Origin of the sequence: Planomonospora sp. ID82291 (genome assembly GCF_015711645.1) — a bacterium.
In the GTDB taxonomy this organism is placed as follows: Bacteria; Actinomycetota; Actinomycetes; order Streptosporangiales; family Streptosporangiaceae; genus Planomonospora.
Map to the genome: position 1 here is coordinate 16,660 of NZ_JABTEX010000011.1, position 20,974 is coordinate 37,633.

Annotated in this window: 21 protein-coding genes and 1 pseudogene; 9 read left to right on the forward strand and 13 right to left on the reverse strand. The window is 69.7% G+C overall.

All coding sequences use genetic code 11. The features are described from left to right. Nucleotides 1-50: 50 nt before the first annotated feature. The 3 genes from HS045_RS33440 to HS045_RS33450 are packed head-to-tail and all read right to left on the reverse strand — an operon-like array spanning nt 51 to nt 3,846. Nucleotides 51-1,715, reverse strand: coding sequence for a hypothetical protein (locus HS045_RS33440; protein WP_196455646.1), 1,665 nt, complete (start codon nt 1,713-1,715; stop codon nt 51-53). Then, nucleotides 1,712-3,202, reverse strand: coding sequence for a hypothetical protein (locus tag HS045_RS33445; RefSeq protein WP_196455647.1), 1,491 nt, complete (start codon nt 3,200-3,202; stop codon nt 1,712-1,714). The genes HS045_RS33440 and HS045_RS33445 overlap by 4 nt, the downstream gene beginning before the upstream one ends. Further along, a complete protein-coding gene (locus HS045_RS33450; protein ID WP_196455648.1) occupies nt 3,199-3,846 on the reverse strand; it encodes a hypothetical protein in 648 nt (215 codons plus the stop codon). Before HS045_RS33450 ends, HS045_RS33445 begins: the two co-directional genes overlap by 4 nt. Before the next feature lie 385 nt (nt 3,847-4,231). Here HS045_RS33450 and HS045_RS33455 point away from each other — a divergent pair, with 385 nt between their 5' ends. Next, nucleotides 4,232-5,590, forward strand: a complete 1,359-nt coding sequence (locus HS045_RS33455; RefSeq protein ID WP_196455649.1) for a hypothetical protein — start codon at nt 4,232-4,234, stop codon at nt 5,588-5,590. Between the two features lie 104 nt (nt 5,591-5,694). On the opposite strand, the gene HS045_RS33460 is transcribed toward HS045_RS33455, so the two are convergent. The 3 genes from HS045_RS33460 to HS045_RS33470 form a co-directional block, all read right to left on the reverse strand. Continuing rightward, on the reverse strand, nt 5,695-6,048 hold the full coding sequence (locus HS045_RS33460) for a hypothetical protein (protein WP_196455650.1): 354 nt from the start codon (nt 6,046-6,048) through the stop codon (nt 5,695-5,697). Beyond that, nucleotides 6,045-6,194: a hypothetical protein gene (locus HS045_RS33465; protein WP_196455651.1), complete on the reverse strand. Its 150-nt coding sequence runs from the start codon at nt 6,192-6,194 to the stop codon at nt 6,045-6,047. Before HS045_RS33465 ends, HS045_RS33460 begins: the two co-directional genes overlap by 4 nt. Before the next feature lie 89 nt (nt 6,195-6,283). Then, nucleotides 6,284-6,586: a hypothetical protein gene (locus tag HS045_RS33470; RefSeq protein ID WP_196455652.1), complete on the reverse strand. Its 303-nt coding sequence runs from the start codon at nt 6,584-6,586 to the stop codon at nt 6,284-6,286. 469 nt (nt 6,587-7,055) lie between these two features. Here HS045_RS33470 and HS045_RS33475 point away from each other — a divergent pair, with 469 nt between their 5' ends. The 5 genes and pseudogenes from HS045_RS33475 (at nt 7,056) to HS045_RS33495 (ending at nt 10,410) form a co-directional block, all read left to right on the forward strand. Continuing rightward, nucleotides 7,056-7,370 (forward strand): hypothetical protein, encoded by a 315-nt coding sequence (locus HS045_RS33475; protein WP_196455653.1) that lies wholly within the window; start codon nt 7,056-7,058, stop codon nt 7,368-7,370. 847 nt (nt 7,371-8,217) lie between these two features. Beyond that, nucleotides 8,218-8,517, forward strand: coding sequence for a hypothetical protein (locus HS045_RS33480; protein WP_196455654.1), 300 nt, complete (start codon nt 8,218-8,220; stop codon nt 8,515-8,517). Further along, nucleotides 8,514-8,783 (forward strand): annotated as a pseudogene (locus tag HS045_RS35225) (sigma-70 family RNA polymerase sigma factor); the annotation flags it as partial. The gene HS045_RS33480 and the pseudogene HS045_RS35225, both read left to right, overlap by 4 nt. A gap of 931 nt (nt 8,784-9,714) precedes the next feature. After that, the gene (locus HS045_RS33490) at nt 9,715-9,888 is read left to right on the forward strand and encodes a hypothetical protein (protein ID WP_196455656.1); all 174 of its coding nucleotides are present in this window, start codon (nt 9,715-9,717) and stop codon (nt 9,886-9,888) included. A gap of 153 nt (nt 9,889-10,041) precedes the next feature. Further along, on the forward strand, nt 10,042-10,410 hold the full coding sequence (locus tag HS045_RS33495) for a hypothetical protein (RefSeq protein WP_196455657.1): 369 nt from the start codon (nt 10,042-10,044) through the stop codon (nt 10,408-10,410). A gap of 264 nt (nt 10,411-10,674) precedes the next feature. Here the strand turns inward: HS045_RS33495 and HS045_RS33500 are convergent, their stop codons facing one another. From HS045_RS33500 to HS045_RS33515, 4 genes are all read right to left on the reverse strand, one after another. Further along, on the reverse strand, nt 10,675-10,923 hold the full coding sequence (locus HS045_RS33500; protein WP_196455658.1) for a hypothetical protein: 249 nt from the start codon (nt 10,921-10,923) through the stop codon (nt 10,675-10,677). Beyond that, complete coding sequence (locus HS045_RS33505) at nt 10,920-11,249, reverse strand: DUF6247 family protein (protein ID WP_196455659.1); 330 nt, start codon at nt 11,247-11,249, stop codon at nt 10,920-10,922. Before HS045_RS33505 ends, HS045_RS33500 begins: the two co-directional genes overlap by 4 nt. Before the next feature lie 183 nt (nt 11,250-11,432). Beyond that, nucleotides 11,433-11,765 carry a hypothetical protein gene (locus tag HS045_RS33510; protein ID WP_196455660.1) on the reverse strand — a complete coding sequence of 111 codons (333 nt, stop codon included), beginning with the start codon at nt 11,763-11,765 and terminating at the stop codon, nt 11,433-11,435. Next, on the reverse strand, nt 11,749-12,123 hold the full coding sequence (locus tag HS045_RS33515) for a hypothetical protein (RefSeq protein WP_196455661.1): 375 nt from the start codon (nt 12,121-12,123) through the stop codon (nt 11,749-11,751). The genes HS045_RS33510 and HS045_RS33515 overlap by 17 nt, the downstream gene beginning before the upstream one ends. Before the next feature lie 99 nt (nt 12,124-12,222). On the opposite strand from HS045_RS33515, the gene HS045_RS33520 reads away from it, so the two are divergent. Next, complete coding sequence (locus HS045_RS33520; RefSeq protein WP_196455662.1) at nt 12,223-13,482, forward strand: hypothetical protein; 1,260 nt, start codon at nt 12,223-12,225, stop codon at nt 13,480-13,482. 24 nt (nt 13,483-13,506) lie between these two features. On the opposite strand, the gene HS045_RS33525 is transcribed toward HS045_RS33520, so the two are convergent. From HS045_RS33525 to HS045_RS33535, 3 genes are all read right to left on the reverse strand, one after another. After that, nucleotides 13,507-14,382 carry a hypothetical protein gene (locus HS045_RS33525; protein ID WP_196455663.1) on the reverse strand — a complete coding sequence of 292 codons (876 nt, stop codon included), beginning with the start codon at nt 14,380-14,382 and terminating at the stop codon, nt 13,507-13,509. Between the two features lie 681 nt (nt 14,383-15,063). After that, nucleotides 15,064-15,744: a hypothetical protein gene (locus HS045_RS33530; protein ID WP_196455664.1), complete on the reverse strand. Its 681-nt coding sequence runs from the start codon at nt 15,742-15,744 to the stop codon at nt 15,064-15,066. 419 nt (nt 15,745-16,163) lie between these two features. Continuing rightward, nucleotides 16,164-16,364, reverse strand: coding sequence for a hypothetical protein (locus HS045_RS33535; RefSeq protein WP_196455665.1), 201 nt, complete (start codon nt 16,362-16,364; stop codon nt 16,164-16,166). A 1,313-nt stretch (nt 16,365-17,677) separates the two neighbouring features. Here HS045_RS33535 and HS045_RS33540 point away from each other — a divergent pair. Both HS045_RS33540 and HS045_RS33545 read left to right on the forward strand, forming a co-directional pair. After that, nucleotides 17,678-19,090, forward strand: coding sequence for a hypothetical protein (locus HS045_RS33540; protein WP_196455666.1), 1,413 nt, complete (start codon nt 17,678-17,680; stop codon nt 19,088-19,090). A gap of 131 nt (nt 19,091-19,221) precedes the next feature. Continuing rightward, nucleotides 19,222-20,974 (forward strand): type IV secretory system conjugative DNA transfer family protein (locus HS045_RS33545; RefSeq protein ID WP_196455667.1); only part of this gene is annotated, 1,753 nt, incomplete at its 3' end.

The window sequence follows — 20,974 nt, forward strand, 5'->3', positions numbered from 1 at the left end:
TCCCCGGCACCGGGCGAACACGAGATTTTCCGGTACCGGGGATGCGCCGGTCAGGCGGCCATGCCGGGCATGGCCAAAGTGCTCTGTCCCTGCTCCAGGGTGAGATGCTCCAGCTCCACGCCGGTCAGGGTGTAGCGGCGCAACCGCGTGCAGGTGCCGCGCATCACCGGCCGCAGATGGCAGGGGTCCAGCTCCTCCACCACGAGGGACGGCGCCATGGCCGGGGCGTTCTTGCCGCCGGCGACCGCGACGGGCAGGCGCCCGGCGGGCGCGAAGGGAACCGGGGCGATCCGCCAGATGGGGCCGCGGACGCTGGAGAGGCTGGCCTGGCCGAAGCCGCGCTCCTCGCGCGGGGTCATCGGCTCGCCGTCGATCGAGACCAAGCCCCTAAACAGGCCCATGGCCCGGCCCTGGTTGACGATCTGGCCCGTGTCGATGCTGAAGTCCCGGGAGAAGAACGCCGCGGCCGGGTAGCCGGCCGTCTGCAACGCCTCGGCGTAGGTGGCGACCAGGGGAATCACGGTGCCGGTCAGGTGGACGGCGGCGCGGGCGTCGACGCCCTGGGCGAGCCGGTCGGCGGTGGCCTCCAGGTCGGCCAGGACGGCGGCGACGTCGGCGAAGGTCGCGTGCTCGAACGCCTCGCGGCGGCCGATCCCACGGGCGGCCTTGTAGTTGAGCAGGGCATTGAGGAACGGGCGGGTGGCGTCGGTGTAGCCGGACCGGCGGCGGGTTTCGGTGGCGGGATACAGGTGCAGGGCGGTGAAGGTGCCGCCCGGGTGGAAGTCGGGGTCGGCGGCGTAGTAGCCGCCATCGGCGTTGGCGAACCGGAACAGGCGCACCACGCGGACGCGGTGGGCCGCGTCGACCTGCCCGGCCAGGGCGGCACGGATGGTCGCGGCGTCGGCGGTGAGGTGGTCGCCGGTCAGGTGCAGGTACCGGCGGCCGGGCGTGGAGAAAACCGGCTGAGTGCGCTCGTCCAGGCGCTCCACCTCGGTCAGCGGCAACGGCCCGTCGCTGCTCTCCAAGCCGATCAGCAGATGGGGTCCGGCGGCCAGGACGTGGCGGCCGTCCACGGTGGTGTCGGCCAGGTCGACGGTGGCGACCAGGGGCGCGAAGCGCAGTTCGACGGCGGCGGTGGCCGGGCCGTGGCCGAGCTGGGCGAACACCGGCCGGTAGGTGGCCAGGGCGGCGGCCAGGTCGCGGGTGAACTGCGCGCGGCTGGCGGCGGGGTCACGGTCGGTCCAGCCGATGGTGTAGGGGGTCAGCGACAGGCGGATGCCGTCGAACACCGCCCCGTACTCGTCGGCGATCCGCTGGTGCATGGCGGTCAGGTGCGGGCTCAGGCTGGAGTAGCCCACGGTCGACATGCGCAACCGCACGCCGAGCACGTCGCGGGCCAGGCCGCACAGGGTGTCCAGGTGCGGGTAGGAGGCGATGTCGTTGTCCAGGTAGGGGAACAGCACGCCGGGGCGGTGGATACGGCCGCCGGCGATCTGAAGGCCGCGCTCGGCGGCGACGTCGGCGAAGGTGCGGGCGAAGTCGGTCAGGCCGCGCTCGGTGAGCTGCCACACGTCGCGCCCGGCCTGCTGGGAGCAGAACGCGCACCGGTTGAAACAGCCGGTGGCCGGGGTGAAGTACTGGAGGCGGGTGAACGCCTCATCAGGCAGGGCGCGGAGCTGGTCGGCCAGAGCGGGGGCGAGTGGTGCGGGCATCATGACGTCCTTTCCTGCGGGAGGTAGGGGAGGAACGACTCGGCCACGGCCGCGGCGGTGCGCAGCGTGAGCATGCTGGCCTGGTCGGGGCCGTCGAATGGGCGGGCGGAGCCGCTGGTGACGCCTTCGACGGTGGCGATCTCGGCGCCGGGGTGGCAGATCACGTCCGGGGCGGGCAGGCCGGCCAGCAGGACCTCCCCGCGGTCGGCGTCGGCGTCGGCCGGGTGCGCGCCGGCCCTGACCCACTCCAGCCGACCGGCGGCGTCCAGCCGGTAGACGCCCGATCCGGGTAGGCGCGGGTCGAGGCAGACCGGGCCGGGGTCGGCGCGGTGAAGCCGGAGCTTGGCGTAGAACGGGCCGCCCGGCGTCGTGGCCTGGGTGATGGTGGCGTGGTTGAACTCGTGCGGGTCCTCCAGCCAGCTCACCCGTCCGCCGAGTAGGAGGGTCAGGTGGGCGGCCAGGAAGGGCGGCCACCCGCGGGCCTGCTGGTTGACCGCGGAGACCTCGGTGGTTCCCTGGTTGCGGCAGTTGATCTCGTTGAGGTACACCCGGCCGTCCGGGGTCAGGATGGCGTCCAGGCCGAACAGTCCGGCCACCCGGTGGCGGCGCCATGCCCAGATCGCGATGCGGACAGCGGACTCGACCAGCATCCCCGCGGCGTCGGCCGGCCAGGGCCGCGACCAGTCGTTGCCGGCGCTCTTGGCCGGGCCGATGCCGAGCTCGGTCACGCCGATGGCCTTGTGGGAGGGGCGGTCGACGTAAACCCGGACGTCGTCGGGGCCTTCGGGGACGCTGAGCACGGTGACGTTGGATGACCAGCCGTCGATGAACGCGGTCACCCGGTAAGGGCCGTCCAGGCGGGCGGCGTGCTCCATGTCGGCCTCCCCGGTGACGATGACCGTGCCGCGTCCGCCGGAGGTCACTCCGGACTGCACCACCACGCGCCGGGTGCCGACCAGGCGGCGCAGCTCGGGAAGCGACGGCAAGCGGCCGTCGACGCGCACGGCGGGGATACGGACTGCGGCGGGCACGTACGCCTCCCGTAACACCTGGTCGAACGCGGGCTTGGCCTCGATGACGTCGCGTACCGTCCCGTCGATCGCCGCGACGGTGCCGTGCGGGCCGGCCAGGGCGCGCAAGGCGTCGGTGGCGTACCAGGCGGTCAGCACCGGGGGCCGGTCGAGTCCGGCCAGGCGCTCGGCGGCCTCGGCGCGGACCCGGGTCAGCCAGCCTTGGCGCAGGGCGGCCGAACGGGTGCGGATGCGCTCCTCGGCGGCCATCGCCGCGGCGGGCTCGGCCGGGGTCCACGGTCGGTAGCAGCCGATCGCCAGGTCCGGGCGCAGCGCTGGGACCGGTGCCGGGCCGGTGTAGCCGGTGCGGCCGGAGGTGGTGAAGCGGGTGACGCTGACCAGCGGGCGGCCGGCCAGCGCGCTGCGGAGTTCGGCCTGTGCCGCTTCGGTGCGGCCGGCATCGACGGCGGGCGGCCTCACGCGGCGCGCTCCTGGGGCGGGCGCACGATGGTGGCCGGCGGACGGACCTGGTCGGCGATGAGCTCGGCCATCTCCTGCGGGGAGTGGCGGCTGGTGTCGAACACCAGCAAGCGGCGGTGCCGCCGGCCCATGCCGTGGACCAGCATGGCCGTGAAGGTTGCGGCGAACTCGTCGTCTTCGACGGTGCGGACGTCGTTGGCGTCGGCGTCGGGTCGCACCGCCAGGCGCCGGGCCCGGACCTCAGCCGGGGCGTGCAGGTAGACCGCCAGGTCGAACGGGGCGAACAAGTGGGGCCAGCGCAGCGCCAAGCACGCGCTCAGGTAGGGGCCGCCGGCCATGCCGAAGGCCACCGTCCGGTCGGCGTAGCCGTCTTGGATCACCACCTGATCGGCGGCGCGACTGCATCGGGCCAGCAGTCCGTCCAGGAGGAACCCGGGCCCCAGCAGGGCGGCCGTGATCAGTCCGGATTCCGGCTGACGCACGCGCGGCAGGCGGCGCAGCGCTGCGGCCAGCGGGTGACGGGGGGCGAGCATCCACTGATGGGAGCGGGCGGGGATGCCGCGCTGTTCGAGCGTGGTGACGAGCGTCTGGACGAGGGTGGTCTTGCCGGTCATGTCCAGACCGTCGATGAGGATCGTTTCCATGATTCCTCCCGTGCTGGGTTCTCCGAGCGGGCGGATCATGTGGTGCCCCTGCCGACACGGGGGCGCGGCAGGGGCACCACCCGCGATCGTGGGACCACGGCGTAGCGCCGTGCGATCGCGTCATGCGCCCCTTGCGGGCGGTGGGGCCCTGCGCCTCCGGCAAGGGGCGGGGCGGCGCGACGGTGGGGGAGTACACGGGGGTGACACTCTCCGTGCCGCCGCGCCGGCTCATGGAGTGGCGTGGTGTCGCCCATGCAACCCCGGATGCAGCGCACCGCCCAGAGGGTTCGTGTAGTCCCGCGTAGTCTTCTGCGGCGCTGGCCTGGCGGGGGCGCCCATGGTGGGGGAAGGTGACATCACCGGCAGTCTCAGCAGGGAGAACGCCATGACGGAGCTGTCGCTGTACCGCCATCCCCTGACTTTCTTGCGTGCCGAGCTCGGCCTGTCCATGGGGGCCTATGCCGCCCGGGTTGATCTGGCTCATCGGGCGCTCGGGCTCGGGGCGCTGGCGCGCGACCGGCAGAAGGTCTACCGCTGGGAGGCACACGGCGTCGTGCCCGAGCCCTCCACGCAACGGGCCATCGCGGCGCTGCACGGCATTCCGGATCACCTGGTCGACACCTCGGCCTGGCCGCAGTGGTTGCAGGCGGCCTGCCCGCCCGAAAGAGGGGCTGACCTTCCCTGGGATCAGGCGGCTACGGTGGAAGTGCTGTGTGATCTCGCGCGAGGAGGCTCAGTGGACCGACGCGGATTCCTTACCCTGACCTCGGCGGCGCTCAGCTCCTCCATCCTGGGGTGGCAAGACGCGCTCGCGGCCATGACCGCGCCCACCTCCACCGGGCGACGTCAGATCACCGCGGCCATGGTCGACCACCTGGAGCGGCGCCTTGACCATCTGCGGCACCTGGACGACGCGCTCGGCTCCGGGGAACTGCGGGACCTGGCGCAAGCGGAGTTCTCGTTCATCGCCGGTCTGGTCAAGGATTCGCGCTTCGATGAACCCACCGGGCGCCGGCTGTACGCCGCGGCGGCTGAGGCGGCGCGCTGCTGCGCGTGGGTCCACTTCGACGCGGGCTACCACGCTCAAGCCGAACGGTACTTCGCCGCGGCGCTGCGCGCCTCGGCCACGGCCGGGGATGTGCTGACCGGGGCCTATGCGATGTCGTTCCAGGCGATCCAGTCCTACACCGCTGGCGATCCCCGGGACGCGGTCGCGCTCATCGAGGCGGCCCAGATCCAGACGCGCAACCGGGCCACACCGCGGTTCCGCGCGATGCTCGCGGCGCGGGCGGCCCGGTCGCTGTCCAAGACGGGAGATCGGCGCGCGTGCGCGCGGGCGCTCGACCAGGCGCGCGATGCCCTGTCGGCAGGCCCCCGGGACGATGATCCGGCCTACCTGTACTGGGTGACGCTCGGGGAGGTCGAGATGATCGCGGGTTCCTCGGCGCTGGAGCTCGGCGACGCCGGCGAGGCGGTGCGCCGCTTCGATGCCGCGATGGCGGCCGACTACGCGGGCGATGATCAGTATCCGCGGACCCACGCTATCTACCTGGCGCGGGCGGCGGACGCTCATCTGATGCTGCGCGATTTCGATCAGGCGGTGGAGGTCGCTGACCATGCGGTGCGCTGCCTGGGCGGGGTCGACTCGGCCCGGTCGTCGGCGACCATGGCCGGCCTGCGGGACAAGCTCGCCGGGCATCGGGACGTGCCCGCAGTGCGGGACTTCCTCGACCTGACCGCCTGACCGCACCGGCTCTGAGGAGTGCCCCTCCCCAGAGCCGAAAGAGCAGATCAGACCAGCCCATTAAGACATGTGGGCATGACTACATTTCTACATGTGTAATTGCATCATGGCTCAGCCTGGGCAAGCTTGTCCTGTCCGCTCTTGGCTTCCCGGGACGTGGTCAGCAGTTCGCCGGCGGCGCTCATCAGACTGAGCCGGGCGTCTCGGGCGCTGCTGGCGGCGCTCTCCCACCATCCCGACAGGCGAGCGGCGCCGATGCCCGCGGCGGCCTCCTCGATGATGCCGGTTGCGGCGGCGTTCTCCGCGGTCACCTCCGAGAGGGTGGCCAGCACAGCGGGGTAGGCGTCGTGGTGCTCGCCCGGTTGCTCGGCGAGCGCGGCGGACAGCGCTCGGGCCAGGGCGAGCATTTGGGTGGCGATCTCGCGGGGGTCGCCGGGCGCGGTGGGGGACGTGGTCACCAGGGCCTCCCTGCGGGCGGGTCCAAGCGCGCATGCCGGGGGGCAACCGGCTCGACCTGCCTGCGCTCGACGGCCTGGCGGAGCCGGGTCACCTGCTCGGCCAGACTGGTCCCGGCGGGGCGCCGGGTGGGATCGTCGGTGGTCATGGAACCTCCGTTCGTCGGGGAAGCGCATTTTTAAATGCAGCTCTCCGAGTCGGGCCCGTCAAGGGTTCGCCTCGACGGGCTCGGCCCGGTCAGTTCCAGAGCGGCGGGGCCTGCTCCCTGCTGCGCTCGGTCGCGCCGTGGCTGCGGTCCCACAGCCAGCGCGCCGCGCTCATACCCGGGGCGGTCTCGGCCTGCGTTGGACGGGCCTTCTTCGCCGACCGGGCCCAGAACGGCCGGGGCACGTCGGACGCGGAGCCCGCCGAACGCGGCGGAGTCGCCCAGAACGGCCGGGAGGTCTCGGCCGCGGCCGGCCGCGGGCTCGTCGCCCAGAACGGTGCGCTCCTGCGGCTGAGCTGCTCGGGCCGTACGCCGCGCACCGTGCGGCCTTCCACGCTGATCGTGTACGTGCCATCCCATCCGGTGGCGGTAACAACGCCGGTCGCGTCCCGTCGGGTGGTGCGGTGATTGATCCGCACTTCATCGCCCCGTTTGTAGGTCATACTCTTCATGATCGGCGTACGTCGGTCGTTCGGCAATCTCCTTGATGCCACTCCGCCCCAGGTCAGAGACGGTATGACTAAGCATGTCCATATTTATGCATATAGAAATGCGATACGCCGAGGCTGGTTTCCGGGGTGCTGCGGTCTGGTCACCGGGCGCGGGCCGGTCCTAGGCTGCCGCCGTGGTGGAGTTGAGCGCGGCGGAGCGGGAACTGGTGGTGACGCTTGAGGCGTGGGTGGCACTGGCCCCGCCCCTCGACGGCCAGCGCTACGGCTCGCTCTACGCCCTGCTCCTCGATGCGGGCTCCTGGTTCGCACCGGCCGGGCGGCCGGGCGGCCGGGGGACATCGTCCTCGGGGGCATGGGCTTCTGCTTCAGCAACGCCGTGGAGATCGCGGCCTCGCGGCTGCGCATGCACTACGCGGAGGGCCTGGCCCTGCTCGATGTCGACGGGCGGCGGCTGCCGGTGCCGCACGCCTGGGTCACGCCGGACGGCCGAAGCGCGGTCGACGTGACGTGGCCGACCGGGCGCGGGGTGGCCTACCTCGGGCTCATGCTGTCGCCGGCGGCGTGGGCGGCGCGGCCATGGTGGGAGTCGAGTCCGCTCCTCGACGTCCACGCCCGGCCCGAGCTGCTCGCCACGGGCCTGCCTGCGGAGTGGCAAGTCCGCATGTGATCCCATCGGCATTTACACATGTAGAAATGCGGCGGATCTTACCGGTCAAGGGCTGGATCAGACGTCACCCTGGTGCCGGGACTGCGCATTCCCAGCACCTATGGCCAGCCATGTCACCGCAGTGAAGATGACGCGCGTCACCACCATCCGCCGGATCAAGCACCCGCTGAGGGCAGAGCCGCCCGAACCTTGTGCTTGTCACAACCCTGGCTGCACTCCACATCGGTTATCCGCCTGATCGGTGTCGACCCCTCCTCTCCGGGATCTACGTCTGTAATCTCCATGCTCGCGAGTCCTCCGCACAGCGGACACCTGACGTCCTGTAGCCGGCTGAAGTTGCCCATGAACTTCACCTCCTAGAGGCATGTCGTCGGGAAAGGATCACCGCGTGGTGCCCATCACCCTCCCACCCTGACCGGATGGCCAGCGGACGGCCCCGGAGGTGTGCTGGGAGCGTGGTGGCGACAGCCGCCCGCCGGTCCTGTCCGCTATGCCCGATTTAAGGCAGATTCAACTTGCGGGAAGAGCTATTCCCGTGAGTTGATGTTCCATCCCTGGAACCGGGCTCGGTGCATCGGTCGAGCAGCCAGCTTCGAGCAGAAAAACCCGTGTTACGAAACCTGCGTCAATCTGAACCCCTCGCCCTCCCCTCTGTCTGACCTGCACAAAAAACCGCTTGCGCGAAGCACGAGAAGGCGTTACAATCTCCATCACTCGGGCACACATGTGCCCACTTACTGAAGCCCTTTTCTCCTCAACAGGAGGCTGGGGCTTTTTTTGTTCCCACCGTCCACCTGAAAGCGGCTCCGCCTTGCGGGGCCGCTTTCGTGTTTTCGAGGAGAAGAACATGTCCCCAAACCCGTCCCCCCTCGTCTCGACGCCCTGGCCCATCCTGTTGGTCGGTGCCTTCCTCTTCATCGTCCTTGTGGTCGCCTTCCTGCTGTACGCCATCGCCAAAGCGGCCATCAACAAGGCTGACGCCCAAGACCTTCCTCACGTCCTCGCCGAAATCGCTCAGATGATCCGCAGCACCGCCCGCCCTCTCCACCGCGCTCTGCACGCAGCGCAGAACGCCAGTGTCCTCACGCCGGTGCAGACCCAGCAGAATGGCGGACAGAGCACCACCGGGACGGGGGCGACACAGTGACCAGACGACGCATCACCCCGAAAGACCCCGTCGACCGCATCGCAGCCGAGGAGGGAGCCAAGCTCCTTCTCCAGGTCCTCGACACCCTCTCGGAGCGCGAGCGCGGCGTGATTGAGATGCGGTTCGGCATCTCCTCGGGAATCGCGATGACGCTGGATGAGATCGGCAGGGTATACGGCGTCACCCGGGAGCGGATCCGTCAGATCGAGACCAAAGTCCTGAGTAAGCTCCGTCATCCGGGCAGGAGCCGAGTCCTGGGTGTGTATGACGAATCGGGCTATCGGGTAGGGATCGTCGATGTAGCTGGGAAACGCCGTCTCACCGGTCGGGAGCAGTACCTCCTCCAGAAGCGGCAGGCCAACAGCATTTCGTGTGCCCACTGCGGTGCAGCCGACTTCGCTTCCCGAAGCGATCGCGGTGGACGACCGCGGAAGTACTGCTCTAACAAGTGCCGCCAGGCGGGCTACCGAGAGCGCCGATCTCAGGCCAACTCTCCATAGCTCGCTCCATAACCGACGCCCCCTCGAAGGCCCCGCCCAGGCATGAGCCGTACGGCGGGGCCTTCGAGAGTTCACCGGTCGCGACTGGGCGACTCAGCCGGAAGCGACCAGGATTCCCCATCGTCGCCGATTGAGGACAAGTACAGACCGTCGCATCCCTTTGGGTCCGGCGTAGGGCGGCCCAGCGGGATGTAGCGGGCTGAGAGTGGAGCTTCTTCCGGGGCCGCTTTCGTATTTCCGCTGGCCAGAGGATTAGCCGGGACATTTCCGATCAACTTGCGTTCATCGTCGCGCACTTCTACCGTTGCACCACAACATCTAGTGATGCTGCTCTCCCCGTTTCACCATAAGTTGTGTTTCTGTTACCGCGCCTCATCCGGCAGTGGGATGAGTGCAGGTATCCGGCATGCGACCAGGTGGGGCGCGTAGGGCACATGAGCCGGTCAGGTCAGGGAGGCGACGTACGTGCACTGTCCGTTCCGCCGTCGTCCTGACACACGGGTCATCGACTTCGCTTTGGTCTACCGGGGGTTCAAGACGTAGGCCGACTTCGAGGCCGAGCTCAAGCGACTGTGGGCGGACCGCTCCGCCTTACAGAACTGAAGAAGTCGATCCCCGGGCGCCGGGGGACATTAGGCGGCGCGTTGATGTGGTCCGACTCGCGGGCTCCATTCGGAGTCCCAAAAGGGAGCCTTCCATGACGCTTGAGCGATTCTTGCTTGTCGTCCTCACCGCCCTTGTGGTGGCGGTGATCGCCACCGCGCTCACCCTCTCCGCCACCGCCTCGTGGCCCGGGGCCCTTCTCGCCGGCGGGGGCGGCTTCGGCGCGACCCTCTTCGGCGGGTTCGAGATGCTGAGCAAAGTGCCGTAAGTGACGGCCAGAGCCTGCGGCGGTGTGATCGCCGCAGGCTCCGGCATCACAGACTGACCGACTCGAATTGACCCCCACCCCCCAATCACCATATGTATTTGACTAGTTACATTAAGTGAGATCATGGAGCTCCCCTAAAGAGAGGAGCCCACGGTGAGGGCGAGTACCACGGCGGCGGCCGTGCTGGTGGCCACTCTGGCGACCAGTACGGCGGCCTCCGCGCAGATGGCCGCTGAGGCATGGGAAGCGGGCAAGACCGGCGTCGGGCATGTGTCGGTCAGCGCGGACCGCCGACAGGTGACGGCGTGCGATGCGGTCGACGACCGGACCAAGGTGGCCATCCAGTACCGCACAACGATCGGCAGAGTGATCGTCGTGCAGGCCGGGCCGAAGAAGCGGTGCGCCTTCGATTCGATCATCTTCGGCTCGGTCGAACGAGCGAAGTTCTGTTACGGACCGGGTGACGCTGATCTGGCCGGCGTGAACACGCTGCGCCACTGCTACGAGGCCGAAGACCTCTAACCAGGCAAGGCGCGATGGTGGATGCGGGCGTGGTCCGCACGGCCATCGCCCGTGATCACGGCTCCTCAGATCCGACCTCAAATGAGGAAGATCACGGGTAGCGGTGCCAGCGTCTTTACGATGTAGATTCTTCGGGTCCGCCGGGCTGCGGCGCGGTGGCTCGGCGGACCCTTCCACCTTTACGCATGCTCTCATTTATGCATGTAGAAATGCGCTCAGTCGATGCCCTGGCCTGTGGTGGGAAGCCCGGCCAGCCGGTGGGGCTCAGCCGGCCCAGAGGATGTCAGAGACGGTGACGGTCCGGGCGGGCCGGTTGACGTAGAACGCCACGATGCCGCTCGCGCCGAACGTGGCGGTGCGGAAATTCGGTTCCTCGGCCGTGACGGGGGTGCTGCCGTGGAAAGGGTCGTCGCCGATCTCCACCAGGCGCTCGATGAGGACGGTGAACGCCGCGGCGGACAGGCCGGGGATCTGGCTGGAGGCGGCGGCGTGGTAGTTGACGCGGTAGTTCACCCGGCGGCCCGGCGGGCGGCGTGCGCGGCCACGGCTGCGTTCACGTCCGGCCATCCGGGGACGGCTTCCTCGGCGGGGACGGTGTTGATGCCGGCGGCGGCCTCGGCTGCGTGCTGCTCGAATCCGGGCCGGGCGTACAGCAGGGCGCGTAGATGCCAGTTCTTCAGCACGTCTTGGAGCTGGCGGTAGCGCCAGGTCTCATGGGCGGCGGCCACCATCGCCTCCCGGTAGTCGGCCAGGAAGGCGGGGCGGTGGCGTTCGTCCAGGCGCCGGAGGATGTCGTCCGGGTCGTAGCCGGCGGTCTGTTCGGCGGGCTGAGCGCTCATGGTCGATCGCCTCCTGGTCGCCGTGGCGGTCCTGCTGAGGCTCAGTGTATGCGTCGGCACCGGGGCGGTTTCAGGCTGAGACCGCATCGGCGTCGGTGTGCCGACCATGGCCCCGGGGACTGGGCGCTCCCTGGGCCGGTCCCCGCAGATCGGCCGGGGCGGGTCGACCCCGGGGCCATGGCGTCAGGCCGGCAGATCCCTCCACAGGGCGGCCACATCCACGGGTGTTGGCTGCGCGGCCGGGGCCTGGGTGGAAGGACGGGGGATCTGCCGGAGCTCGATGTCTACCAGGCGCATCTCCTGGTGGAGGGCGGCCAGGTCGGGGCGTTCGATGATGCGGACCTCGCGCGGGTCGCGGCACTCCCACGCGCTGTAGACGCGGCCCCATCGGCGCCACATGACCAGCCATCCGGGCGCGCGGGCTTGCAGCTCGGCGGCGGCCTGGGCGGCGGCGAGATCGGCCAGGGGGTCGACCTCGGCGGCGCGCGGGGCGCGGTGCTTACGCGGGCGTTGCATAGCGGTCCACCAGGACGTCGGCCAGGAACTCCCGCCCCCGCAGGATCTCGGCCAGGGATCGGCCTTGGAGTGCTTTGCAGTGCTCGGCCAGGCGGCGCGCGGCCGTGGCCGGCGTGGTCGCGTACGTCCATAAGGGTTTGCCGCGCTCGCCGAAGGTCGGCACCTGCCACCAGATCAGCCGGCCGTCCGTTCTGGCCAGGAGCCCGACGTAGACGGAGACGGCGGCTTCGCCGGGGAGGATCGGGTGCGCGTCGGCAAGGATGTGGTGCTCTCGAGCGAGGATGTCGGCGAGCTCGTCGGCCAGGCGCGCGGCGGCGGCCGGTTCCGGCGTGCGGGGAAATGCGGGGCGGGGAGACACGATCCCATGACATCGGCCGTATGGCCGGAGCGGGAGAGGACAGACTAGGAGACAGGCGGATACCCCCTTGTCCGCGTCCCCCTCGGGAGGTGCGCAGCGATGGCTGAGAAGGAGATCCCAGCGTGGGCGGCTCGGCTGCGGGCCCTGCGCACTGGGCAGTTTTGGAGCGTGCAGGACCTGGCGCGGGAGCTGCGGGCGGCGGCTGATGGGCCTACTCGGGCGCACCTGCCCAGTCGTGACAGCCTGGCGCGGATGATCCGCGGGTGGGAGAGCGGCGAGCACCGCCCGAGCGAGCTGTACGCCACCTTGTTCTCCGTCCTGTACGGCCGGGAGGCGGAGGTGCTGCTGGCGCCGGCGGCCGATCCGACCGAACAGGACGACGCGCTGGAGCTGGTTGACCTGGCCCGGCTGGCGGAGGCATCCGACTTAGGCGCCGGGATGCTCGATGACATCGACGTCCTGGTGGATCGGCTGTGCCGGGACTACCCGAGTGCGCCGGCGTTGCGCCTGCGGGACCAGGCCAAGCGTCACCTGCGGTTCGTGGTCCGGCTGCTGGAGGGGCGGACCACGTTGACGCAGCATCGGGAGCTGCTGGTGCGGGCCGGTTGGCTGGCCGCGCTGCTGGGCTGTGTCTACTACGACCTTGGGGACCGCGGCGCGGCCGAGACCTCCCGGCGCCTGCTACTGCGCTTGGGCGAGCAAGCCGGGCACGGCGAGCTGATTGGCTGGGGCTGGGAGCTGGCGGCCTGGTATGCCCTGATCGAGGGCCGATACCGCGATGTGGTGGAGCTGGCGGAGGCCGGCCTGGTGCATGCCGGGGTCAGCAACGGCGCCGCGCAATTGACGTTCCAGACGGCGCGCGGGTACGCGCGGTTGGGGGACGGTCGCGGCGCGGACGAGGCGCTCCAGCGCGGTCTAGCGATCCTGGGTCGGCTGCCGGTGCCCGATCATCCGGAGCACCATTTCGTGTTCGACCGGACGAAGTTCGATTTCTACGCCGCGACGATCTATACGTGGCTCGGTGAGGATGCCGCGGCCACCGAGCACGCCGGGGAAGTGGTCCGGCAGTGCCAGGGCGCCGGCGGCCGGGTCCGCTGGGAGACCCGTCTGGGGACCACGCGGATCTTGCTGGGGACGATCGCCGGGCGGCGCGGTGAGCTGGACGAGGCGATCCACTACGGCCGGGGCGGACTGGCGTTCGCACGCCGGACGGCCGGGCTCATCGGCCGGGCCGCTGAACTGCATGACGGGCTGGTGACCCGGTATCCGGACGAGCCCGCCGTACAGGAGTACGGCGAGCTGATCCGCGAGAGCCGGCGGGCCCTGCCTCCGCCGGATCGCAACGTGCTGTTGCCGTAGCGGCTCGCCGGGCCCCAGAGCTGATCAGTAGCCCTGCTGCCGCACGTAGTCGTGACAGACGGCGTTGCGGAGCCCGTCCCGGCTCGGAGGGAAGAGGGTGTCGCACCTGTTGTGCATGGCCGCGCCGATGCTGCCGCCGGTGAACGGCGGCCGGTCCGCGGTGCGGGGCCGGTGGTCGCGCCGGGGCGGGCGCGGCCGGGCCTCGGAAGGTCCGGGCCGGCGGTTGGTCGACGGCTTGGCCTTGCTGCGGGACGTGCGGCTCTCGGTGCTCCTAGTCGACGGGGAAGACCGCCTCCGCTCGGCGGGTGCCGGCTGGTAGGCGGGCGGCCGGTACGGCTGGGCCAACGGCATCGTGCGCGGCGGGTCGGCCCGGTGGGTCGACGTCGCCGGCGACTTCTTCGGGCTCGGCGAGCGAGAAGGGGCGGCCTTCGGCGTGGGCGTCGGCGTCGACCAGCTCGGCGGCGTCGACCAGCTCGGCGGCGGCGCCGCGGCGGTGGGATAGGCCAGGTAGGGACGCCCGGTGCGCGCGGTCGCGCGGGCTTCGGGGTAGTCCGCTGTGGGTGTGCCCGCTGTCGGCGTGGAGGTGGCCTGGGTCACGACGGCGCTACCAGGGGCGCTGGCTGATGGCAGGGCGCTCCAGATGCCGACGCCGGCGGCGGTGAGCAGGACCGTTCCCACGGCAATGCCTTTGATGTGGGTACGGACGGCGATGCCGACGCGCTGGGCAACGGTGGGTTGCCAGGTCTGCCCGTAGAACTCGGGGTCCGCGAAATCCTCCGGCGCCCGGTCGTCTCCCTGGGGGGACTCGTCGGCGCCGTGCGGATTCAACGGGGGAGCGGTGAAAGGGTCGCGCCACCATTCGGCGGCCTCATCCGGAGGAACGGGCGGATCGGTCGCCATCTCCCAGACACCCCCTAATAGTCACTGTGAGTATTCCGGTGACTACTCTGCCATATGGAAAGGTGCTTGCAGCACGCGCTATTACACCTGCATGCCATTCCACCCGTATGCAATTAGGTATGTAGAAATGTCCTCCGGTTGAGCTGGGGAAAGAGAGTCAGGAATCAGCGCCGGGGGCGGCCTGGCCCAGTCCGGGGGGCCTGGTTCTCCTGGCTGGTCAGCAGCCTGACGAGTTCCTCCGGCGTCATCGAGTCCCGCAGTGCCCGAAGGGCCAGACGGGCAACGGCGCTGCCGCTGACGTCGGCGCCGGCGAGTAGTCCCGTGGCCCGGACGGTGCGCAACCACGCCTCCAACTCGGGGTCAATGTAGAACTGCGCGAGTCGTAGCGAGGTGCCCCCGCGGCCGGGCTCGCGCGGCTCGGCCTCGATGCCGCCAGGTCGGCGCCGGCGTTCGGGTTGGCGTCGGCCACCTTCAGCGCGTGCCGGAGGCGCGGGAGGCGCTTCGGGTGCGGGCGCGGCGGCCGGCTCCGGCGCGGTGGTCTCCAGGACGGGCTCCGCCGGCGCGGCGGGCGCTTCGGGCACGGCCGTACCGGTGCCGCCTGGGCGGGGGTTGCGGGGTGGCGGTGCGGTCCGGCCCTGGCGCCCCTTCTCGCGCCGAGCGCGGAGGGCGGACAGGCCGTTGTCAGGCGGCTGCTCGGCCATAGTTCGTCACCGCCTTGGCCACGGCGTGGAGCTCGTCGTGGAGGGGCTGGACGCGGGCGGGCACGGGGTCATAGGAGGTGACCGCCACCCGGATTTTCCGGCGCTCCAACCAGTAGTGGAAGGAGACCGGCGGCGCTACGGGCACGCCTGCCCGGGTGACCATGCGGCTGAGCCGGTCGAGCTCAGCGGCCGGCGGGACCCTCGGAACCTTGTTGGGGACCATGAGAAGCGGATAGTCCGCGAGCTCCTCCAGCATGCCCTCCGTGGCCTCCAGTTCCCGGGTGGCCAGAACGGCGGGGGAGACAACGACCCGGGCGGCGCTGGCCGCGCCGTAGGTGGTCGGGCATCCGCCTGGGTGAGTGTCGACCACGATCGGTCGGCCCCATTCTTTGGCCCACTGCTCCAGGCAGTCGGCCACGACGTCGGCCGGCGGCTGATTGGTAGCCAGGTCGGGGTGACTCGGGATCAGCGGGGGCTTGCGGTAGCCCTGAAGCGGGCTCGGCGTCCGGCCGCGCTCGAAAGCGTCCAAGAGGGGCGCGCGCATGCGGTCTTCGTGCCGGTAGCCCCACTGACGGGTCACGCCTCCGCGGTCCCAGTCCAGGTCGACCAGGACGGCGTCCAGGAGATAGGCGAGCTCGTAGGCGAGCAACGACTTACCCACGCCGCCCTTGTAGGCCAGGACGGTGGTGATGTCGACGTGGCCAGCGCCGGCAGGGTTGGGGGCGTTCTGCATAAGGGGGATTATGCCGATCCTGCGGCAGGCATACGAGCACGGGGGCATGTCAGCATGGATGCATTTCTACATGTGTAATTGCGTGAGATGGGTTATGACCTGGGCGGACATGGTGAAGCCCCGGCGGATCGCCGGGGCTTCGGCTTCCTCACGCTCGAAAGTCGGCGGGCTGGCAGATGACGCGCTCCCGCTTCCCTTCGGCCGTCACCGGCCTTCCTTCCCGTCGTGCTGCGGGCACGGCTCGGTCTCGGTCGGCATCCCGCACACCCCGTCAGGGCCAGCGGGGTCGGGCACAGCGCAGACGTAGCCGCCTACGCCCATGTAGACGATCCAGGTCGCCGGCGTGCTCATCGGCCGCGCTCGATGGCACCGCGGATACCGTGCCGGACGACCTCCTCGGCGAGCACCTCGCCGAGCGCCGAGTGTTCGGCGGCAACCTTGGTGAGGATCTCCACGGTTGCCGTCTTGTCATCGTCGGCCATCGCCGCGGCGAGCTGGTCGGCTACGCCGGTCACGTAGGTTCGCAACTGCTCGGTGTTCTCGGGCATCTGGGTCTCCAGGGAGTCAGAGGAGGCTGAGCGGGGGCGTAGCCAACAGCAGAGGCAGGGCCGTGAGCCGATCACCATCCGTGGTGGTCAATGCTTCTCCTCGTGCCGGGGTCGTTGTGATCGTTCCCGCTTCACGGGTGGTGGATGTCGAGAGGGGCGGCCAGTCCTGGCCGCCCCTCGGTCTTACTGCCGTTGGCGGCATCCGCACCCGGACGTCTGGCACCATCCAAAGGCCTGGGCCCACGTCCGGTCGTAGATCGGCCAACCGCCGGGTTCAGCACCTCCGGTGTGGACTGCGCCCTGATGGCCGCAGTTCCGGCATGGTCGCTCCAGCTCGTGCATGGCTACCGCCCGCCGCTCCCCTGACAGATCGCGCACTTGGGGTCGGTGCAGCTAGACGTGTCGATCTGTGCCATTCTGAAACCTCCTCTTTGAGGGGCCCCAGGGCGCGCGTTCTTGGCTGGATGAACGCCCTGGGGCTTTTGTCGTGTCGGGGCTGGTGCCCCGCGGCCCTGCCCGTCCCGCGTCCTCAATGGAGGAGTGCGGACAGGACCGCGAACCGCCAGCGCTGGCTACTCGTCGTCCTCGCCGGTCTTGTCGGGGTCCGGATGAGTTACGAGCATCCGGGCGTGCGCCTCGGACTCCTCCTTGGTCCCGGGGAAGCGGACGGTTCGGCTGTCTACTTCGGGAACTCACTGAATCGGCATGAGCCCTCCTGAGCTCTCGTCGTCGGGCACCCCCGCATCCGGCTTGTTACTCCTCCACCGTGACATGAGAAGTCTTGAACTTCAAGACTCTTGAAGTTATGATCTCGCCATGACCTCGAACCGATGTCACAGAAGAGCGTGGAAACGCACGCCTATCAGGGAGGTGACGCGCCGTGTCAGTCTTGGACATCAAGACTCCCGGACCCGGTCCAGGGGTTCTCGCGAACACGGAGAACTGCATGGCGCCAGAAGGAACACCAGGCTTGCGGCCGAAGTACGTACCGATGCCGGGCGATGCCTGGACGCGCTTAGACGAGCTCGCTCGCGAGCTCCAAGACGCGAAATCTCGTCGCGGAGGCGAGCGCATCACCGCAAACACCCTGATCAGAGTGGGTGTCTCGGTGGTACTCGCCTACAGCGACAGCCTCACGGGAGATACCGAGGAGGAGATCCGAGAGGGCCTGTTAAGGCTCCTGACCGAGGCCATGGCCCGGTCTCCGGAGAAACCTCACTAACCATCCCGTTCAAAGATCGGTCCCGGGGGCGTCCAGTTGGCGCCGGCTCGCCTCCCGGGACCGCGAAAGCACCAGAAAGCGAGAGCTCCTGATGTTCGGAATCAGCCTAAAGGGCCGTTCGCGCCCTGGCGACGGCGGCGAGCGCGTGAACGGCTCGCACATCGCCGGCGACGTCCCTCCCCTCTCCCCGTGGTCTGAGGACCCCGGTGTACGGGAAATCCGTCACTACAAGGTCAGTCCCCGGGCGGGGAAGGCCAAGAAGGACCGTCTGTCCGGTGGCCTGCTGGGCGGGGCCAGCGTCCTCATCTTCGCGGCGCTCGTCGGCGCCGGCATCGTCACCTACGCCTCGCAATTGCTCTTCGCGCAGGAACACAACCACGTCGGCGCGTTCACTGACCTGGATCAGCTCCGCGCGTACATCGTGGCCGCACTGCCCGACGTCGGATGGATCGCCATGGCGCTCGTCGCCCTGGTGGCCGCGCTGCGCGGGCGGTCCAGCCTGCGGGCCCGGGTCGGCGTCATGGTCTTCTTCGCGCTCTCCTTGGCCGCGCAGATCCTCTACGCTCCCGACACTCCGGAGGGACTGCTGGTCGCCATCATCGCGCCGATCAGCCTCGCGTGGATGCTGGAGACGCTGATTATCGAGGTCCGGCGCTGGGCGGGTGATCGCCTGGGCGTCCCCATGGATGAAAGCCCCATCCTCACGGGCGTGCTCCTGTGGCTGGTCCGCGTTCTGCGCGCGGCCGTCCGTCTGCCGCTGTGGCTGCTGCGGCTGATCTTCGACCGTAAGGGGACGTGGTCCGGGGTCCGGGAGTGGGTGCTGGACACGGCGCCGCTCGCGCCGGGCCGTACCCGGGCCAGTCTGGAGGCGGCGGCGGCGATCGCACAGGCCGGCACCGTGGAGGCGGCGGCCGAGCGGGCGCGGGCCGAAGCGCTGGCCGAGCTGGAGCAGGTCAAGGCAGACGCTGCCGAGCAGGTCCGCCAGGCGCGGGCCGAAGCGCTGAGCCTGGTGGAGCAGGTCAAGACGGAAACCGCCCGGCAGTTGGAGTCCTCGCAGGACAGTACCGATCAGCGGATCAGCGCGGTTCGTGCTGAGGCGGCCGAGCAGATCGAGGCGGTTCGGCGGTCAGCGCAAGAGCAGCTCGCCCAGGTCCGGGACGAGCATGCCGAGCAGCTCCGTCGGCAGCAGCAGGAGGCCGAGCAGTGGCTTCGGTCGGCACAGCGCAAGCTCGACCAGGCGCACGCCTCCCGGGATGAGCTGGCGGCCGAGCTCGACCGGGTCCGGGCGGACTATGACCGCTTGGTGGGAGCCAGCACGGCTAAGGCCCGTCTCATCGCGGCCTACGAACAGCTCCGCGCGGCCGGAGACCCGCGGTGGATGGACCGCGACCGGGCGGGCGAGGTCGCCCGGGAGCTGTACGAGGGCGCGGGCCTCAAGTCCGAAGGCACTGCGCGGGCCTACCTGTACGAGCACATCGACGCCGCGCGGGGGGTGTCGGTATGACGAATCCCATCTATCCCGGTATGAGCCCGCTGTCACCGGAATCACTGCGCGCGCCGTCACCGCAAATGTCACACCCATCACGCAGAATTACCGACCAGGCTGTTTCCCCCGATGGCCTGGGAGGAGATGAGATGCACCGGGCCGACCGCGCGGGCGCCGTCACCGAGGCACTCCCGCACTCGTATCCCCTGCTGCTCGGCGGCGAATTCGCGGCCGTCGCCGCTGGGACCCCGCTGCTCAGTGAGGTCTCGCTCTGGCCCTGGCCGATGGTCGGGTTCGGGACCTTGGTCGCGGCCGGGCTGGTCAAGAGCCAGCTCAGCACCACGCCGCGGCGGCTGCGGTGGTTCTCCCGCCGCATGCGGGTACGGCTGCGCTGGTACCCGGGCCCCGGCTTCGCCACCCGGACGAAGTTGTATCTCCACTACGGGCGCCGTTCGGCCCGCAAGGTCGCCAAGCACGCACGGAAGTCGCTGACCTGGTCGGACCGCCGGTTCGGTCCGTGGCAGGAGTACGCGACCTTTCACGGGCGCGCGCAAGGCTGGCTGCACCGGTGGGGCGTCTATACGACGTTCGAGGACATCGTGATCACGTTCGCGCCTCCACAGGAGGGCAAGTCCCTCAAGGCTGCCTGCTCGATCGTTGATGCTCCCGGCCCGACGGCGGTAACCAGCATCCGCGGGGACCTCATCGCCCTGACCGCCGCTCTCCGCCAGCGTGTCGGCCGGATCTGGGTGTGGAACCCCGAAGGCGTCGGCGACTACGACTCCAACATGAGATGGAACCTCGTGGAGGACTGCCAGGACATCGTCACGGCGGTACGGCGGGCTGGCCACATGGTGGAAGCCAGCGAGAACAAAGGGCTCTCGGATGCCGATTTCTGGGCTGATCTCGCGTCAATGACGCTGGCCGCGATGATGCATGCCGCCGCATTGGTCGGCGCGAACATGATCACCGTGTACGGCTGGATTCTGGACCGCTCGGACGAGCCGCTCCGCATCCTGGCCGCCCACCCGCAAAGCGATGACTCAGCCCTGACCCAGGTCAACGCCTTCCTGCGGCTGCGCGGTACCAAGACCCAAGACGGCGTCGTCACCACCCTGGCGCGGGTCCTGCGCTTCATGACCCATCCGGGCGTGGTCGACGCGCTGTCCCCGGTCGCCGGCAGCGGGTTCAACTTCGAGCGCTTCTTGCGCTCCAAGGACACGCTCTATCTGGTCTCCGGCACGAGCCAGGGAAGTCCCGTCGCGCCGCTGTTCTCGGCCATGCTCGCCGAGCTCGTGGAGCACGCGACCCGGCTGGGCTCCAAGACCATCCTTCCGGACGGGAAGAAGGTCTCCCGGCTCGATCCTCCGTTGACGCTGGAGCTGGACGAGGCGGCCAACACCTCCCCCGTCCCCGTCGACCGGTGGGCATCCTGGGCGGCCGGCTCGGGCATCCGCATCCATCTCTACTTCCAGTCGTACGCGCAGATCGTCAAGCGGTGGGGCGAGGAAGGCGCCAAGGCCCTGCTTGCCGCCGCCAAATGTAAGATCGTCTCGTCATCGGTCGGAGAGGGAGAGCTGCTGGACCTGATAAGTCACCTGCTGGGCAAGGTGACCGTGCGGGACCGCGACAGGCGCTTCCGCGATGACGACGGCCGCACGCAGTACGAGCCGCAGTACGACGACGTTGAGGTCATCCCGGCGTCCGACATCCGCAAGCTACCGCGCGGAACGGCGCTGCTGGTGTCGACCTCGGCCGATCCGACCATCATCCGCATGGCCAACATCCGCACCCGCAGCGACTACAAGCTGTGGGTGAAGTCCGGCGTCGGTATCCAGGGTCTCCGCCCGGTCCAGCCTCGGCCCATCCCGGCGGCCATGCCGGAGCTGCTCCATAAGATCC